This is a genomic window from methanotrophic endosymbiont of Bathymodiolus puteoserpentis (Logatchev) (assembly GCF_900128525.1).
In the GTDB taxonomy this organism is placed as follows: Bacteria; Pseudomonadota; Gammaproteobacteria; order Methylococcales; family Methylomonadaceae; genus Methyloprofundus.
The window spans coordinates 1-15,228 of sequence record NZ_FQTQ01000051.1; the positions used below are offsets into that span (position 1 = coordinate 1).

The 15,228-nt window shown below is 38.9% G+C and carries 12 protein-coding genes; 9 read left to right on the forward strand and 3 right to left on the reverse strand.

What is annotated here, in order from left to right; translation table 11 throughout:
• Positions 1-141: 141 nt before the first annotated feature.
• Positions 142-1,200, forward strand: coding sequence for a GGDEF domain-containing protein (locus tag BQ7314_RS03170; protein ID WP_174482264.1), 1,059 nt, complete (start codon positions 142-144; stop codon positions 1,198-1,200).
• Positions 1,201-1,230: 30 nt separating this feature from the next.
• On the opposite strand, the gene BQ7314_RS03175 is transcribed toward BQ7314_RS03170, so the two are convergent.
• The 3 genes from BQ7314_RS03175 to BQ7314_RS03185 all read right to left on the reverse strand — a co-directional run bounded on the left by BQ7314_RS03175 (position 1,231) and on the right by BQ7314_RS03185 (position 5,563).
• Positions 1,231-2,109: a DUF58 domain-containing protein gene (locus tag BQ7314_RS03175; protein WP_174482265.1), complete on the reverse strand. Its 879-nt coding sequence runs from the start codon at positions 2,107-2,109 to the stop codon at positions 1,231-1,233.
• Complete coding sequence (locus BQ7314_RS03180; protein WP_174482266.1) at positions 2,106-3,092, reverse strand: AAA family ATPase; 987 nt, start codon at positions 3,090-3,092, stop codon at positions 2,106-2,108. The genes BQ7314_RS03175 and BQ7314_RS03180 overlap by 4 nt, the downstream gene beginning before the upstream one ends.
• A gap of 128 nt (positions 3,093-3,220) precedes the next feature.
• On the reverse strand, positions 3,221-5,563 hold the full coding sequence (locus BQ7314_RS03185; RefSeq protein ID WP_245394898.1) for a penicillin-binding protein 1A: 2,343 nt from the start codon (positions 5,561-5,563) through the stop codon (positions 3,221-3,223).
• 426 nt (positions 5,564-5,989) lie between these two features.
• On the opposite strand from BQ7314_RS03185, the gene BQ7314_RS03190 reads away from it, so the two are divergent.
• The 8 genes from BQ7314_RS03190 to hemE are packed head-to-tail and all read left to right on the forward strand — an operon-like array spanning position 5,990 to position 15,227.
• Entirely contained in the window at positions 5,990-7,054 is a 1,065-nt protein-coding gene (locus tag BQ7314_RS03190; RefSeq protein WP_174482267.1) for a pilus assembly protein PilM, read from the forward strand.
• Positions 7,051-7,611, forward strand: coding sequence for a PilN domain-containing protein (locus BQ7314_RS03195; protein ID WP_174482268.1), 561 nt, complete (start codon positions 7,051-7,053; stop codon positions 7,609-7,611). Before BQ7314_RS03190 ends, BQ7314_RS03195 begins: the two co-directional genes overlap by 4 nt.
• Entirely contained in the window at positions 7,611-8,753 is a 1,143-nt protein-coding gene (locus BQ7314_RS15740) for a pilus assembly protein PilP (protein WP_245394899.1), read from the forward strand. The genes BQ7314_RS03195 and BQ7314_RS15740 overlap by 1 nt, the downstream gene beginning before the upstream one ends.
• Before the next feature lie 39 nt (positions 8,754-8,792).
• The gene (locus tag BQ7314_RS03210) at positions 8,793-11,012 is read left to right on the forward strand and encodes a type IV pilus secretin PilQ (RefSeq protein WP_174482269.1); all 2,220 of its coding nucleotides are present in this window, start codon (positions 8,793-8,795) and stop codon (positions 11,010-11,012) included.
• Between the two features lie 47 nt (positions 11,013-11,059).
• Positions 11,060-11,599, forward strand: coding sequence for a shikimate kinase (locus BQ7314_RS03215; protein WP_245394900.1), 540 nt, complete (start codon positions 11,060-11,062; stop codon positions 11,597-11,599).
• Between the two features lie 2 nt (positions 11,600-11,601).
• Positions 11,602-12,687, forward strand: a complete 1,086-nt coding sequence (gene aroB / locus BQ7314_RS03220) for a 3-dehydroquinate synthase (RefSeq protein WP_174482270.1) — start codon at positions 11,602-11,604, stop codon at positions 12,685-12,687.
• Positions 12,671-14,125, forward strand: a complete 1,455-nt coding sequence (locus BQ7314_RS03225) for an AAA family ATPase (RefSeq protein ID WP_174482271.1) — start codon at positions 12,671-12,673, stop codon at positions 14,123-14,125. Before aroB ends, BQ7314_RS03225 begins: the two co-directional genes overlap by 17 nt.
• A 37-nt stretch (positions 14,126-14,162) precedes the next feature.
• A complete protein-coding gene (hemE, locus tag BQ7314_RS03230) occupies positions 14,163-15,227 on the forward strand; it encodes a uroporphyrinogen decarboxylase (RefSeq protein WP_174482272.1) in 1,065 nt (354 codons plus the stop codon).
• Position 15,228: the final 1 nt, after the last annotated feature.

Here is a 15,228-nt window from a genome sequence, read left to right on the forward strand (position 1 = left end):
TTCTCGCATCTGCGCTTCAATTTCTTTTGAGTAAGGTTTTATCTTGGGTCGATTTTAAATAAAGTTTATGAGTTGCATCATTATAATTCTTAAATTGAACTTGCCTAAATTAATTTGTGCTCATTCCTAAGTTAAATTTTTATGAATAAAAATTTAAGGTTGAAAACAACAACGATGACTTTTTTACCTCACTATAATGCAAGCCCTGAATACAGCGCGGAAGTCTTAAGGAAAAGTATTCCTTTAATGATAAAAAATAATGTTCCACCGCATCCGATTAATTACGCCGTTTGGTATGTGTATGCAGCAGGCTATAACGGGCTTTTAAATAAGGCTATTAATAAGGCTCTAACTAATAATGAGTTGTTTGATGAGCAATCTGGTTTGGCCTTGTATAAAAAATATATTTGTAATGAGTCGGAAGAGGCATTTGAGAAAATGCAATTACAACTGCAAACAGTAATTGATGAAACTGCAAGTACGGTGGAACAGTCTAATGCCCAAGTATTAAGTGTCAGTGGTAATCTTGAGGGCAGTGTTCTTCAGCTAGAGGAGTTGGATAATTTAAGTGATGCGGGTTCAGTGTTATCGGGTATTCTTGAAGAAACAAAACAATTTTCTGCAATAAGTCAAAATTTAAAAGTAAAGTTGAATGAAGCAAATGAAGAAATGCAGGAATTACGTAATGAATTAGTTAAAGCTAAGGAAATGGCGACAAGAGATGGTTTAACAGGACTATTAAATCGCCGTGCTTTTGATAGTGAAATTACGGATTTAGTAGATCATGCCCTAGATTCTAATCATTGCTTGTTAATGCTTGATTTGGATCATTTTAAACGTGTAAATGATACCTATGGTCATATTGTTGGCGATAAAGTAATTCGGTTTATGGCTGGGATTTTGAAAAAATATGTGGCTCAAGATCATTTGATCGCACGTTATGGTGGTGAGGAAATGGTTGTAATTATGCCTAATACTGAGGTTAATAGTGCATTAGAGGTAGCTGAAACTATTAGGGCTACACTGGCAAAAAGTGAGTTAAAGCAAAAAGATAATGGGCAATCTATTGGTAAAGTGACAGTGTCGATCGGAGTCACTGCATTGCAAACAACGGATGATGTTGAGAGTTTTGTGGCGCGAGCAGATAAAGCTTTGTATGCTGCTAAAACAGGCGGTCGTAATAAGGTCATGCAAGCATAGGGGGGCGATGTCTGATGTATTTTTGAACCATTACCTTAGTATTTGTATTGGGTCATCATTACTTGCGCAACGTAAGTAACGGATATTTAATTTGTTGGCGAGTTGTTGTAGCGTTATGCAATGTTGTTGAAATTTTTCATGATAGCTCAAAACACGTTGTTTATCACTGGTATCAACGACAATATCTTTATCATTATCCGTAAACCGATAGCGGCCTTTAGTGGGTAGGTGGCTTTCTAGCGGGTCATAAATCAAAATCATTATGACTTCACAGTGGCGTGCTAATTTAGCTAGGTATTGTTCCGTGGCTTTATTCAGGCCACGAAAGTCGCTAATAATATAAACTAAGCTCCCTGGTTTTACATGCTGGCTTAAGCGACGCATAATTTGTTCAAAATTTAGAGTTTTTTGCTTGGGCTGCGGTTGAGTTAGGGTGTTAAGAAAATGTAAAACGGCTTGTTTTCCATGTTGTGGTTTTAGCTCCTTACAGAAAAAGTCGGTAAAAATTTGTCCACCAATTCGGTCACTGTGATGTTGTGCGACCCAAGCAATTAAGCTGGCAAGCTTGGCAGCTTGTACAGACTTAAATACCCCGCGTGTTGCAAACTGCATAGAGGCTCGGTAATCCACTGAGATAAATACGGGGCGTTCGCGCTCTTCACGGAAGAGTTTGGTATGCGCTTTTCCTGTACGCGCAGTCACGCGCCAGTCTATGCTGCGTATATCATCACCAGGCTGGTAAGGTCTTACTTCATCAAATTCCATGCCTCGCCCTTTAATACGTGACACATGTCCGCCGCTCTGTAGGGCGCGAATACGTGAGCGGAATAACTGCAATGTCGCGGCTGGTTTGACGAGGTTAATCAGCATCTTTAAATTGACACTGGTGAGTTCATTGGTTTCACTCATGGCACAGCGATGCGGGCAATAAGTTGTGCAATAAAATAATCGCTAGTAATGCCTTCTGCTTCAGCCTCATAAGATAAAATAATGCGGTGACGTAAGACATCAAAAGCGAGCTCTTGTATGTCTTCTGGCCCGACATACTCTTTGCCATTCAGCCATGCTTTAGCACGCGCACATCGATCTAGCGCAATACTTGCACGGGGGCTGGCACCGTACTGTATCCAGCTGGCTAAATCTTCACCATACGCCGCAGGGTTGCGTGAGGCGAGGATGATTTGCAATAAATAATCTTCCAAATTATCCGCCATAAAAATATTAAGTACTTCTTGGCGTGCGTTAAATAGACTTTCTTGACTGATACCTAGGGTAGGTTTTTGTTCAGGTTTTCCATTCTGTATTGCTTCGTTGCGTGCTAAGTGCAAAATATGTTTTTCATGTTCCGGTGCTGGGTAGTCAATTTTGACATGTAATAAAAAGCGGTCTAATTGAGCTTCGGGTAGAGGATAGGTGCCTTCTTGCTCAATTGGGTTTTGGGTGGCCATAACCAGAAATAATTGAGGTAATTTATAAGTTTCTCCACCGACAGTGATTTGGCGTTCAGCCATTGCTTCTAGTAATGCTGCTTGAACTTTTGCGGGGGAGCGGTTGATTTCATCGGCTAAAACTAGATTATGGAAGAGTGGGCCTTTTTGAAATTCAAAGCTGCCTTGCTCGGGGCGATAGATTTCGGTGCCGGTTAAATCCGCCGGTAGCAGGTCTGGGGTAAATTGCACGCGATGAAAATCGGCTTGTATCCCTTTGCTTAAGGCATTAATCGCACGAGTTTTTGCTAATCCTGGCGCGCCTTCTACTAATATGTGCCCGTCAGCCAGTAAAGCAATTAACATACGTTCGACCAATACGTCTTGGCCGATAATCTGCTTGCTGATTGTGCTTTTTAGTTGTTGAATGGCGATAAGGCTATCGCTAGTACTGACATCTGACATAGTCTTTGGTTAATCCTAGTGCGGTTTAATGAAGTTTATTGTAATGTACGGCCATTTATTAAATAGCTAGTTGTAAGGAAAGCTCGTGCGATTTTAAATCAAGGCAGTAAATAAATTCAATAGGTCTTTTAAAATAGGGCTTCAGGTGTTGCTTGTTCTTCGCCAGTAGTATTGTTGGTTATTTCAGGAGTAAAAGGTACATACTGCGTTGGCACAAATTTAGTACGAAAATACTCCCAGGTGCTGGTCGGTGATTCTTCTCTTGCTAGTAGGCCTTCTTCAGTATCAATAAGGACTTTGCTAATACCCTCGGGCATAACAAGTTTTTCTTCGGCTTTGTCCTTGAGCGCATAACGCATAAAATCAACCCATAAAGGCAAGGCTGCTTTGCCACCGGTTTCAAAGCGACCTAGACTTTGGGAGTTATCTCGGCCTACCCATGCGATACCTACTATATGGGGTGTAAATCCATTAAACCAAGCATCTTTTTGATCGTTAGTTGTGCCTGTTTTTCCTGCTAAATCAGTTCGTTGTAGGGATTTAGCTTTGGTGGCTGTGCCGCGCTGTACAACATCGCGTAAGAGTGTATTCATTATGAAGTTTATTTGCGGTGTAATAATTTGTGGTGCATTCTTTGCTACGCAGTTTGTGCAGGCTGTTAAAGGTTCGGCTTGGAATAGAATTTCTCCCGTACTGGATTCTATGCGTTCAATGAAAAAAGGGGTAATTAAAAATCCACCATTAGCAAAAACCGCATACATACGCGCCATCTGCAGTGGAGATGCGTAGCCACTGCCTAGGGCAAGGGATAGCTTTTGTGGTAGTTGTTCTTTGTTAAAGCCGAAGCGTAATGCGGTTTTTGTGACGGCAGGAATGCCAATCGACCTGAGTAAACGCACAGATATTAAGTTGCGCGATTTTCGTAAAGCAGTGCGAATGCTTGTTGGGCCATAAAATTTATGACTGTAGTTTTCGGGGCGCCATTCGCTTTCTTGTGTAGAGTTGTTGGTATCAAGGATAGGTGCGTCATTAATCATGCTGGCGGCAGTATAGCCATGCTCAAGTGCTGTAGTGTAAATAATAGGCTTAAATCCTGAGCCAGGCTGACGTTTTGCTTGGGTGGCGCGGTTATATTTATTGTTAAAGTAAGCATAACCACCAGAAAGTGCCAAAATAGCACCGCTGTTCGGGTCTAGTGCAATAAATGCACTTTCTGCTTGTGGGACTTGTGCTAAGCGCCATTTTCCTTTGACTTTTCTCAGGCGAATAGTGTCATTTAGTTGAATAATATCTAAAAAGGAACTTATTGACTGTGTTTTTTCGTTATGCGGGTCATATTTAGTGCTCCATGGGCTATCCTTCCAATACAGTGTGATTACTTCCTTTTCTTGAGTTTGTACTGTGAGTTGTTTTTTGTTAATTTCTAACACGGTAGCAGGAACGGTGTCGCCAATTTTATCACTCGCTTTGAGTGTCTGCTTTTGTGCCTTATTGACTTGATAGCTATGTCGCTCAGCATAATTATGCAAATTGTTACGTAAGGCGCTGACTGCGGTGTTTTGTAAGTCAGATTTAATGGTTGTATAAACCTTTAAACCGGCACTATAAGCTACCTTCTCGCCATAGCGGTGGATAATTTCATTACGCACCATTTCTGCAATATAAGGCGCATAAAGTTCTCTTTGAGTGGTGTAGGTGCTAGCTGTAATAGGGGCTTGGATAGCTGTGTCGTAGTCTTGTTGGTTAATATATTCTAAATCTAGCATGCGTTTTAATACGTAGTTACGGCGTAATAAGGCACGACTAGGATTAGATATGGGGTTGTAGCTTGATGGGGCTTTTGGTAAGCCGGCAATCATGCTGAGCTCCGCTAATGTTAATTCAGTAAGAGGCTGGTTGTAGTAGATTTCACCTGCAGCAGCAACTCCGTAAGCGCGTTGGCCTAGGTAAATTTTATTGAGATACAGTTCAAGAATTTCATCTTTGCTGAATTCTTGTTCAATTTGAAAGGCAAGGATGATTTCTTTTAATTTGCGTGTATAGGTTTTTTTGTTGTTGAGTAAAAAATTGCGCGCAACTTGCATGGTAATTGTGCTGCCGCCTTGTTTCTTTTTGCCGGTAAGAATGAGTTGTACGATAGCCCGAGATAGGCCTTTAAAATCGACTCCAGAGTGCGAGTAAAAACTACCATCTTCGGCCGCTATAAAGGCATTAACAAGGGCTGTAGGTATTTTGGTTATTTTGGTTGGTGTGCGTATTTTTTCGCCAAATTGTTCTATTAGTAAACCGTCTTGGCTGTAAATACTTAGTGGTTGCGTGTATTGAACGTTGCGTAATACGTTAATTTCAGGGAGATCGGTAATGAGGCGTTGGTAAACTAAATAGCTAATTAATATGCCTATGGCGACGCAGGAGATTAATATTGCGCCTGTCCATTTAATTATTTTTATTAAACGCATTGATTTTTTCACAATAATTTTCAAATATGAGACATTATACTAAGTCTGTTAGGTTTGTATTGTGATAACTTTACTTAGAAATATAAGTCGCACTATAACTTATTATATTTCGTGTGCTCATGGGCGAGGGATTTATAAGTTGCTGATTTTGTCAATAGTCAGGTGCTGCGAGGGGCATGGGTAGTTTGGGTGGCTTAAAGCCTAAGGCTAGGAAATATAAAGTGCGTAGTGCGCTTATAAGTTTTGAGGTAAGAAAAAATAAAATTAAGTATATTTTCAATATGTTATATTTATTACTTGTATTGAATTATTAAGTTTTTTGTAAAGATAGTTTCAAAATATAAAAAGGTGGCTATACTTCCTATTAGCTTGGAATGTTGTTGGTAAGTTAACTAGTCAATTCCGAAATATCATTGTCTAAAATAAAAGAGTTTCTACATGAAATGGTTAAATCGTAAGCATGATCATCTTCTTGGGATCGATATAAGTTCTGCTGCTATTAAATTACTGGAACTAAGCAAAACTGGCGGGAGGTATAAAGTTGAGAGCTATGCCGTGGCTCCTTTAGCTCCTGACGCGGTAATTGATAATAACATCTCTAATGCTGAGATGATTGCTGAGACTATCAAAGCTGCAATAAAGCACTCAGGAACACGCACGCGTCACGCGTGTGTTGCAATTTCTGGCTCTTCGGTTATGACTAAAATGATTACTATGTCCGCGCATTTATCGGAAGATGAAATGGAAGAGCAGATTATGGTTGAAGCTGATCAGTATATCCCCTACTCCTTAGATGAGGTTCGTTTAGATTTTGAAGTACAGAAAGTAAATGAAGCAAACCCTGAATTAGTGGATGTTTTGTTGGCCGCTTCCCGCCGCGAAAATGTTGATGAACGGGTTGATGTCTTGACCCAAGCAGGGTTGACGGCAAGTATCATCGATGTAGAGGCGTTTGCCATGGAAAATGCATTTGCTTTATTAAGTGACCAATTGCCTAATAGCGAGCATGAGCAAACGGTTGCTATTGCTGATATTGGAGCCACAATGACGACTCTAAATATTTTACATAAGGGGAGAGCTATTTATACTCGAGAGCAAGGTTTTGGGGGTAAGCAGTTGACAGAAGAAATTCAGCGGCGATATGGGCTTTCTTATGAAGAGGCTGGTTTAGCCAAGCGTCATGGAGGCTTGCCGGATAATTATAATAGCGATGTTTTGGGGCCTTTTAAGCGAGCTTTAGTACAACAGGTTGCTCGGTCATTACAGTTTTTTATTTCGTCTAGTGCCAATCGCAGTATAGACAGTGTCGTTCTGGCGGGTGGTTGCTCTTCAATTGCTGGAATTGATAAGTTGGTTGAACAAGAGCTGGGATTACCTGCTTTTGTCGCTAACCCTTTTATAAATATGGCGCTGTCCAATAAAATCAAACCACAAAGTTTAAGTAATGATGCTTCAGCAATGATGATTGCTTGTGGTTTAGCATTAAGGGGTTTTGACGCATGACTCGAATTAATTTATTGCCTTGGCGTGATGAGTTACGCAAGCAGAGGCAAGAGCAGTTTATTGTAGGTGTAGCTGCATCTGCCATGCTAGCGGTTGTTATTTTATTTGCTATACAAATGTATCTAGATGGGCGTATTGCTGAACAACAAGATAAAAAGCGTATTGTTATTGCGAAAACAGCAGAGCTCAAGTTAATCACTGCTAAAATTAAAGATATTCAAGCTAAAAATCTAATCTTACAAAATAAACGTGAAGCTATACAAGCTTTACAGAAAAGTCGGCCTGAAATTGTTCATTTTGTTGATGAGATTGCTAAGGTGACACCTGAAGGTGTGTTTCTTACGCAACTAAAGCAAACGGATAGTCAAGTAATATTGGAAGGTAAGACACAATCAAATGCACGAGTATCAGCATTTATGAGGAATGTTGAAGCATCTCATTGGTTGGTTGACCCAACGCTTAATATTATTAAAGGTACTAATAAAGATAGCCAATTAAGTAATTTTACTTTGTATGCTAAGCAGTGGACAAGTAAAACTGAAGATGAGGATATGTAATGAATCTTTCGGAAATTAATTGGGATATAAATGAAGCAGGAGCATGGCCAAAGCCTATTAAAATTGCTGCAGGCATCCTAGTTTTTGTACTAATCTTAGCGGGTGGATTTTATCAGTTTACGAGTGATAAATTAACGCAATTAGAAGCTGAAGAGAAAGGCGTGGCTGATGCGTTGAATAGCTACCAGTACACATGGAGAATGGCTTTAAATTTAGAGCTACACCAAAAGCAGTTTAAGCAAATAGAATCATCTCTAACTGAGATGATGAAGCTTATGCCGACTAAAGCAGAAGTTGCAAGTTTGTTGATAGATATTTCACAAACAGGTTTATCCAGCGGTTTAGAGTTTGAACTATTTAAGCCAGTAGGTGAAGTGAAGAAGGGGGATGTCATTGAATTACCTATTGATATCAAAGTGATAGGTGAATATAGTGAGTTAGGGCTTTTTATTAGTGGTCTGGCGACCTTGCCTAGAATTGTAACCATTAAAAATTTGCAAATTTCTCCCACTAAAAATGATTCACTTTTAGCTATGAATGCTGTGATTACCACCTACCGAGATGGTGGTGAAAAATTAGATAAAGAATCAAATGTAATGGATAACAGTGGCTTAGTTTGTCTTGATCGTGAAGGATTAACCGTACCTGGGTGTAAAAAACAAAGCACTGTGGTTATTCCATATCCAGAGCTTAATGAGCGCTTGAAAGAAAAAAGAAGTAATACTAAGCCAATAAATATTAAGCCTATTGAGCCTGTCCCACCGGTTAGTAATTTTTTATTTAATCCTGATGGATTGAGGGATCCTTTTAGACCAATTGAAAAAGCTATTGAGCATACTACTGAGAAGAGTGTAGCTAGAAACGGCATACAGCCCGACTTTAATCGGCATAAAGAAGAGCTTGAGGAATTTTCTTTAGATACATTGAGGATGGTTGGAACAGTGAAAATGAACGGTGTTTTGTGGGGATTGATAAAAGCCAATGATGGTACAATTCATCGCGTTAGAGATGGCAATTATTTGGGCAGAAATTACGGGCGTATATTACGTATTTTTCAGGATAAAATTGAAATAATGGAGATTGTTCCGGATCAACCTGGAGCATGGCGTGAAAATCAGGCAACAATAGCGCTATCTGAGTGAGCTGGGGATTAATATGAATATTAAGCAAGGTGGTTGTGTATGAGCTTTTTAAAGCAGTGGTCGTTATTACGTGTATTGTTGCTAAGTACTTTATTAGGACAAGTTTCCTTGGTTTCTGCTGAAGGTGTTGTACTTAGTGCCGTAGATTTTAATGCTTTGTCTGGTGATAATTTACAGTTGTCTTTTGAAATGACGGGTAAGGTGGCTAAGCCAAAAGTATTCCATACGGATAATCCAGCAAGAATTGTTTTGGATTTTGAGGGAGTGAAAAGTGGCCTAAAACAGAAAAGAAATGTGATTAATGCGGGGGGAATCAATAGTTTTTTTGCTGTCGAGTCTGGGGATAGACTAAGAGTTGTGATCAACTTATTAAAGCTTGTTGCTTATGATGTCAAGCTAAAAGATAACCGTGTTATTGTGACTTTGAATAGTTCTGGGAGAATGGCGCGAGACAGCCATAAAAAATTAACAGAAAAAACATTAACCCAGTTTGCTAGCTTAATTCCAGAGCAGTCCATTAATAAAATTGATTTTCGGCGCGGGGCAAAAGGTGAAGGGCGTTTATTAATTTATTTGTCTAATCCAAATACAGTTGTTAACACTCAAGAAAAATCTGGAAAAATCGTATTAAGCTTTTTAAATACGAGTTTACCCGCAATGTATGCTAAAAAGATGGATGTACTTGATTTTGCAACACCCGTTTCAATGATCGAAGCTAAAAAGCTTGGCTCTAGAGTTAAGGTTATTATTACACCAGCGAAAGCTGATTATGCTTATTCTTCATTTCAGGAGGATGGTGTGTTAATTCTTGAAGTTAGGCCTATAACGACAGCTGAGCAAGAAGAAAAACGTAAAAATAAATTTCCTTATACCGGCGAGCGATTATCTTTAAATTTCCAAGATATCGAAATTCGTTCAGTCTTACAAATTTTAGCGGATTTTACTGATCTTAATATTTTAGCTTCCGATTCTGTTGGCGGAAATCTGACTTTACGTTTAAATGATGTACCTTGGGATCAAGCTTTAGATTTTGTTATGAAATCTAAAGGCTTATCTAAGCGGCAAGCAGGAAATGTTATTTTAGTTGCGCCGACTGCGGAGATTCGCAAGTTAGAAGAGGAGGAGATTGAATCACAAAAGGTTGCTAAGCGATTAGAACCTTTGAAAACAGAATATATTCAAATTAATTATGCCAAAGCGAATAATTTTAGAAATATTATATTAGGCAACTCTTCTAGAAGCGCTAATGGCTGTACTGTGACGGCTGGTGGCTCTGGATCTAGGTCTGGATTAAATGGTGGTAGTGGAAGCAATAGTTTAGGAGCCAATAGCAGAGGTAATAATAACAGCAGCAGCGGCGGCGGCGGAAATAGTAATTCAAATGGCGGCGGGAATTATTCACTTTTATCGGATAGAGGAACTGCTATTGTTGATTCACGAACAAACACTTTAATTATTAAAGATACGGCTAAAAATATAGAAGAAATTAGCAAAATGATCCTAAAATTAGACAGGCAAGTCAGACAGGTACTAATTGAAGCGCGGATTGTGATTGCTCAAGAAGGTTTTGCGCAGGAACTGGGGGTTAAATTTGGTGCGGCTTATACGGGGGGAGATATTGGAGTGGGGGGAACAACAGGAGGCAATGATGGTGGAGTTGGAGATATAGTTGGGCCAGTTTTAACAAATTTAGCTGCATCAAACCCTTATGGTGCATTAGGAATGACCTTATCAGATGGTGCAAACTATATACTTAACTTGGAAGTCACGGCATTGCAAGATAAGAATAAAGCTGAATTTGTTTCTAATCCAAAAGTACTGACCTCTGATCGATGTAAAGCGATAATAAAACAAGGGACTCAAATTCCTTATAAAACAGTTAGTCAAAATGGTACTAGTGTTCAGTTTAAAGATGCTCAAATTATTTTGGAAGTAACACCACAGATCACACCGAGTGGTAGTGTTATTATGCAGTTAAAAATTAATAAAGATGCCCCTGGGAGTTTTCAAAATGATGGGCAGCTTTCTATTGATACGCGCTCAGTAGAGACGAGTGTGCGTATCGAAAATGGTGAAACAGTTGTACTAGGTGGAGTATTTGAGGGGGAGTCACGAAACTTAATAAGCACAGTGCCATGGTTTTCTGATTTGCCTCTGGTTGGCTGGATGTTTAGAAAGACGGTTGATTCTACTTCGAAAAAAGAATTATTAATCTTTATTACGCCAAAAATAGTTAAAGATTCGATGAGAATGCGTTAGTAAACTTCAATTATAAGGAAAAAAGGGGCTATAATGCCCCTTTTTTTATGAATAATAAAATGTTAATGAATAAAAAAAGTATATATTTAATTGGCTTAATGGGCGCAGGCAAAACGACGATTGGCCGTTTATTGGCAAAATCGTTAGGCCTGGCATTTTATGATAGTGATAAAGCTATTGAGGACTTAACTGGAGTTGATATTGCGACAATATTCGAATTTGAAGGTGAACATGGCTTTAGGGTTCGAGAGAGTAAGATGATTAAGGAGCTTGTGCAACTTGAAGATATAGTCTTGGCTACTGGTGGTGGGGTTATTTTAGATCAAGAAAATCGAGAATATTTAAAGGAAAATGGCTTTGTTGTCTATTTACAGTGCTCTGTTGATAGAATAGTAGATCGTACGTCACGTAATTCACAGCGGCCTTTATTGAATGTCGATAATCCAAAAGAAAAAATACAAACCCTACTTAATGAAAGAGAGGATTTGTATTTGTCTTGCGCTGATTTTGTTATTGATAGTGGGCAAATGCAAAGCAAGCTTGCCGTTAAGGAAATTCTTAAAGAATACTCAGAAAAATATAATTAATAATGAATACCATACAAGTTAACTTAGGTGATAGAAGTTATCCTATTTATATGGGTGAAGGTAATTTAAATAACCCAGAATTATTAGCTCAGCATATTAAGTCTAAGCAAGTAGTCGTAGTAACTAATGAGACTATTGCCCCCTTGTATTTACAGAATATTATAGTAAATTTGCAACAATACCAAGTTGAAACCGTTATTTTACCTGATGGCGAACAGTATAAAACTTTAGCAAGTTTAGATATTATTTTCGATGCTTTGTTGACTAAACAATTTAGCCGTAATGCCACTTTGATTGCTTTGGGTGGTGGTGTGATTGGCGATGTCGCTGGCTTTGCCGCAGCGTGTTATCAGCGGGGTATTCCTTTTATTCAGATCCCAACGACTTTATTAGCGCAAGTAGATTCATCAGTTGGTGGAAAAACAGGTGTAAATCATGCCTTAGGTAAAAATATGATAGGCGCGTTCTATCAACCGCAGTGTGTAATTATTGATATTAAGGTATTAGATACGCTAGATGACCGTCAGTTATCGGCTGGTATTGCTGAAGTCATTAAATATGGCTTAATCCGTGATGCGGAATTTTTTGCTTGGATAGAGGCTAATATTGAGAAAATATTGGCACGAGATAAGCAAGCATTAACTTATATTATTGAGCGATCTTGCCTGAGTAAAGCAGAAATTGTTGCAGCTGATGAAAGAGAGTCTGGTGTTCGTGCTATTTTAAATTTAGGCCATACTTTTGGGCATGCTATTGAAACAGGTGCTGGCTATGGAACCTATTTGCATGGTGAGGCTGTTGCCATTGGAACTTGTCAAGCTGCAGACTTATCACGACGTATGGGTTGGCTAAGCGATGTTGATGTCAAACGTATTCTTGGTCTTTTCAAGAAAGCGTTACTACCTATTGAGCCCCCAGTTAACTTATCAGCTGAAGAGTGTATTAGATTAATGGCCGTTGATAAGAAAAATGTTGATGGTGAAATTCGACTTATTTTATTAAAGTCTATAGGTGAGGCAAGTTTGCCTATTGGCGTTGACAAAAGCCAGCTGCTTAAAACTTTAAATGAATATGGGCGTAGCAATTGACTTTTCTAAGTATTTAGAGTCTATGCAAATTGATGGGCAGCAATATGTAAATCATAAGCAGATGGTTGATTTGCTAAGTATTGATCGTGCGCAAAAGTTAGACTTGTTAATGCATTTAATTATTAATTTGCAACAGCCTTTGATATTGCAAGGTGCGTTAGGCGTTGGTAAAACAACATTACTGTCTGCGCTTGAACTAAGAAAAGTAAGTTCTGTTGATATATTTTTATTAAATATTGAGCAGCAAGTGAGTTTTGAAGCGATTCAAGCGCAAATAATTGATTTTATAAAAAATGCTCGCCAATTAGATTATTGTTCGTTGGCTGATGCATTAGACGCTTATGCTCAGAAAGAATTGCAACTAGTATTAGTAATCGACGATGCAGATCAGTTGGTCCCTGGGTTAATGGGCGTGTTAATTGACTATGCTAGTAAATATCAAGCGTTACGGCTGGTGTTTGCATTAACATCGGAAGCGTATAAGGAAAAGAGCCAGCGGGAGAAAATACAAGCCAACTGTCATTTTGTTGAGTTGCCAGTCTTAAATATTCGACAATGTGGGGCTTTTATTCGTTCTTTGGTGGAAGAGGAGATAAGCGCCTACACAATTAAGGATATTGATAGTGCTTTTGTTAGTGAAGTGTACCAAAAAACAAAAGGAAACCCTGGAGAAATAAGTACCATTATAAGAACGGCAAATAAAAAGGGCTTTGCTAATGGCTCGGTATTGACTATTGCCATTGTTATTGTATTTATTTGCTCAGCTCTTGTCAGTGTATTTTTATGGCAGGAACCTAAGCAAGAGAATTCTAAGCTGGTGCCTGCACCTGATCAGCCGGCGGTTAAATTAATTAAATTACCGTCTGAAATGGTGGTGCGACAAAAATTAGAAGTTAAAGTTTCGCCTGAATTAAAAGAGCAAAAATTACCTTTTGAGCAAAAAATAATTGAAGCGCCAGTAGTTATTAGTGCGCCTTCGTTAGTTGGGGTGGTCGTCGAATCACGAATAGATAAGGAAGGCCAAGAGGCTATTATTGAGGGGCTAGAGAAAGTTGATGAATTGATAGTGAGTGCCCCTTTAGTTAAGCAAGTTAAGGGCGAAGTAATTAAGAAAAAGAAAGCTAAAGATTCTATTATGCCAATATTGAATATACAAGATGACAGGCAATGGGTTTTAGCGCAAAAAAAATGGCAATATACCTTGCAGTTAATGGTTTTGTCGGCAAAAGATAAATTACTTGCAGAGCAAAAAAAATATCTGCGTTTGGGAATTAAAACCTTTTACCTAGAAAAGCAAGTTAAGCAGTCAAAAACCTATGTATTATTTTATGGTGTTTTTTCCTCTATTGGTGAAGCAAAAAAGGAAATGCAAAAATTACCTAAAGCTTTGCAAGAATCATGGCCTAGAGCTTTTTCAGCAATTCAAAAAGATTTGTAAAATACAGAAGAGATATAACAATATAAGGAGTTAGGAAATGAATGAATTACAAAATGATAGATTTATTCGAGCTTTATTAAAGGAGCCTGTAGATAAAACGCCTGTATGGATGATGCGCCAAGCGGGGCGCTATTTACCAGAGTACCGGGAATTACGCGCACAAGCAGGCAGTTTTATGAATCTCTGTACTAATCCAGAGTTGGCATGTGAAGTAACTTTGCAGCCTTTGGAGCGATTTAATTTTGATGCGGCTATATTATTTTCGGATATTTTAACTATTCCTGATGCGATGGGACTGGGTTTGTATTTTGCCGAAGGAGAAGGGCCGAAATTTGAGCGACCAGTGCGCACAGCCGCGGATATTGATAAGTTGCCAATTCCAGACCCAGAAATGGAGTTGAAGTATGTGATGGACGCAGTGCGTTTAATTAGAAAAAATTTAAACGGTCGTGTACCTTTGATAGGTTTTTCCGGTAGCCCGTGGACGCTGGCCACATATATGGTTGAAGGCAGTAGCAGTAAGACTTTTTCTAAAGTAAAAGGGTTGATGTTTGAGCAGCCGCATTTGATGCATAAAATGCTGGATAAGTTGGCTCAGTCTGTTGCTTCTTATTTGAATGCACAAATTGCTGCAGGTGCTCAAACCGTAATGTTATTTGATACCTGGGGCGGATCTTTAGGTACGGAAGAATATATGGAATATTCTTTGCGTTATGCTCAACAAGTACAGTCTTTACTAAAGACTAATATTAATGGACAGAGAGTGCCAGCAGTCTTATTTACAAAAGGTGGAGGTCAGTGGCTAGAAGCAATGGCGGATACTGAATACGATGCTCTAGGTTTGGACTGGCAGACAGATATAAAGTTAGCGCGTGCTCGGGTAGGCAATCGAGTTGCATTACAGGGAAATATGGATCCGATTACACTTTATGCTAACCCTGATGTTATTAAGGCAAAAGTAGGTGCAATATTGGAAAAATATGGTGCAGGGTCAGGGCATGTATTTAATTTAGGGCATGGCATCTTACCGGATATTAATCCGGAGCATGTAAAAGTAATGGTAGATGCAGTGCATGATTTGAGCGTTAAATATCACAGGTAAA

Excerpts from the sequence above, each read along its gene's own strand:
- BQ7314_RS03170 (WP_174482264.1), top strand. The coding sequence starts at position 142 with ATGAATAAAAATTTAAGGTTGAAAACAACAACGATGACTTTTTTACCT.
- BQ7314_RS03180 (WP_174482266.1), bottom strand. The coding sequence starts at position 3,092 with ATGTCAGATGTCAGTACTAGCGATAGCCTTATCGCCATTCAACAACTA.
- BQ7314_RS03210 (WP_174482269.1), top strand. The coding sequence starts at position 8,793 with ATGAGCTTTTTAAAGCAGTGGTCGTTATTACGTGTATTGTTGCTAAGT.
- BQ7314_RS15740 (WP_245394899.1), top strand. The coding sequence starts at position 7,611 with ATGAATCTTTCGGAAATTAATTGGGATATAAATGAAGCAGGAGCATGG.
- BQ7314_RS03215 (WP_245394900.1), top strand. The coding sequence starts at position 11,060 with ATGAATAATAAAATGTTAATGAATAAAAAAAGTATATATTTAATTGGC.
- BQ7314_RS03225 (WP_174482271.1), top strand. The coding sequence starts at position 12,671 with ATGGGCGTAGCAATTGACTTTTCTAAGTATTTAGAGTCTATGCAAATT.
- BQ7314_RS03175 (WP_174482265.1), bottom strand. The coding sequence starts at position 2,109 with ATGAGTGAAACCAATGAACTCACCAGTGTCAATTTAAAGATGCTGATT.
- aroB (WP_174482270.1), top strand. The coding sequence starts at position 11,602 with ATGAATACCATACAAGTTAACTTAGGTGATAGAAGTTATCCTATTTAT.
- BQ7314_RS03190 (WP_174482267.1), top strand. The coding sequence starts at position 5,990 with ATGAAATGGTTAAATCGTAAGCATGATCATCTTCTTGGGATCGATATA.
- BQ7314_RS03195 (WP_174482268.1), top strand. The coding sequence starts at position 7,051 with ATGACTCGAATTAATTTATTGCCTTGGCGTGATGAGTTACGCAAGCAG.
- hemE (WP_174482272.1), top strand. The coding sequence starts at position 14,163 with ATGAATGAATTACAAAATGATAGATTTATTCGAGCTTTATTAAAGGAG.